Raw genomic sequence first — 2,056 nt, 5'->3', positions numbered from 1 at the left:
CTGTACCATTGCGTCCATTCCGGGTTCGAAGAAGCGATACAGATTGCGGCCTTCGCTCTTCGCCCGGTAAAGCGCTGTATCGGCGTTCCTCAGCAGCGTGTCGGCGTCTCCGCCGTCGTCGGGGAAAACCGCGATGCCCAGGCTGATGCCGATATGCATCTCGCGGCTCTTGTCGCGGAACGGTTTTCCGATTGTCTCGACGATGCGCTTCGCGAGTTTTTCAGCATTGGCAATGCCCTTGAAATTGAACTGGATGATGACGAATTCGTCGCCGCCGAAGCGGGCAACGACGTCGTTTTCATTATGCAGGCAGCGCTGCAGCCGCTCGGCCACGGTCTTCAGCAGCCAGTCGCCGGCCGGATGTCCCCAGGTGTCGTTGACTGCCTTGAAGCGATCGAGATCGAGCGAGAAGATCGCCAGCGGCGTGGCCGCCGTGTCCTCCAGCGCAAGGTCGAGCCGTTCGCGAAACATCGAGCGGTTGGGCAATCCCGTCAGCGTGTCGTGATGCGCAAGATGGGTCATGCGCTCTTCGGTGCGGCGACGTTCGGTGACGTCGTCGAAGGTCACCACCCAGCCGCCGCCATCCATCGGCCGACGTGTGACCAAAACCGTCCTGCCGTCGGTAAGATGCCGATAGGCCGAATGCATTTTTGCCGCCGCCAGACAGGCTTCGGTCTTGGCGACTTCGCTGTCGACATCGATCTTCGTATAGATGCCGAGTTCCAGCAACCGTTCGAGCGCGTCGCGGTGCGTCGTTCCAAGCGGAAAATCCGCCGGGGTGACCTTGTAGAGCTCCAGAAAACGCCGGTTTCGCACGATCATCTTGCCGTCGGCGTCATACATCAGCAAGCCTTGCGACATGTTGGCGAGCGCTGCGTCGAAGCGGCGGTGCTGCTCCTTGAGATCCTCTTGCGCGCGGCGCTGCTCGGTGATGTCTTCATAGATCGAAACCCAGCCGCCCAGAGCCAGAGGGCGGTGCGAGATGCTGACGATGCGGCCGTCCGACAGTGTTTCTTCGTAGGTCGAGGGCTTTGCCTGATCGATATAGGGCTTGCGGATGGCGTAGAGTTCGTCGGCGGTTTGCGAGGCGACGCCGATATCGACGCTGTGGCGCAGAATGTCGAGGAACCGGATGCCGGGCCTTATCACCCTGGCGTCGAGGCAAAAGATGTTTAGGTAGTTGCCGTTGCAGATGATCATCCGCTCGTCGGCGTCGAACATGCACAGGCCGTGCGACATGTTCTCGACCGCAGCCGAAAAGCGTTGGTTCTGCTCCCGCAGTTCGTCTTCCATGTGGCGGGAGCGGTCCATGCCTTCGGCCTCCCGTTTCGGGACGGCCGAACCATCCTTGGCATCAGCGACGGGCATGAGCGCGCCTGCGGACCGTGATCGAACAAGCTACTGTGGTCGCCGCTGGTTAATTTAGCGTTTTAATGCATGTCGCCCAAAAGTGACCTCGGTTTTGGGGGAATGACATGCATAAAAAGACCTAAAGCGCGTCGCGTGAATCCGTTTCAGCGCGACGCGCTTTAGCCGATTGCGGTCGCCGAAACCTGATGCCGCGACGTCTCGATCGCCGAAAACCGTTTCAGAAACGCGTTCTGCGCCCAGGTCACCGAACGTGGCGTGAAATCGAAGCGGTCGGCATTGAAGCCGCGCGGACGGCCGAAGAACTCGGTCGCCTCGGCGGTCGAAAAGCCGGCGAGCAGCGTTGCCTCGAAATAGGCGGCGATCTGGTCGGCGCGCTTGATCTCCTTGCGCAGCGCAGCACTTGGTTCCGGAGGCAGCGAGAAGCGCAGATGGATGGCGCGCTGCAGCCGTAACTCACAATCCTTGTAGCTGCCGCCCATCACCGATTTGAACGGCGAGATCATGTCGCCGATGACATATTCGGGGGCGTCGTGCAGCAGGGCCGCCAGCCGGGCGTCGGCCGAAGCCTCGGGCACCAGGTCGCAGAACAGCGCTTCGACCAGCAGCGAGTGCTGGGCGACCGAAAACGCATGCTCGCCGCTGGTCTGGCCGTTCCAGCGGGCAACGCGGGCGAGCCCGTGCGCAA

At 61.4% G+C, this 2,056-nt stretch carries 2 protein-coding genes; both read right to left on the bottom strand.

The window, feature by feature from the left end; genetic code table 11:
* Nucleotides 1-1,368: PAS-domain containing protein (locus tag ENZ75_RS29935; RefSeq protein ID WP_128278551.1), on the bottom strand; the 1,368-nt coding region annotated here is incomplete at its 3' end.
* A gap of 161 nt (nt 1,369-1,529) precedes the next feature.
* Nucleotides 1,530-2,056, bottom strand: a 527-nt coding sequence (locus ENZ75_RS29930) for an HD family hydrolase (protein WP_164888118.1), incomplete at its 5' end; no start/stop codon positions are given.

The organism is Mesorhizobium sp. M7A.F.Ca.CA.002.04.1.1 (genome assembly GCF_004022805.1).
Classification (GTDB): domain Bacteria; phylum Pseudomonadota; class Alphaproteobacteria; order Rhizobiales; family Rhizobiaceae; genus Mesorhizobium; species Mesorhizobium ciceri.
The sequence above is the reverse complement of the archived record's forward strand: the minus strand, read 5'-3'. Positions and strand labels throughout refer to the sequence as shown.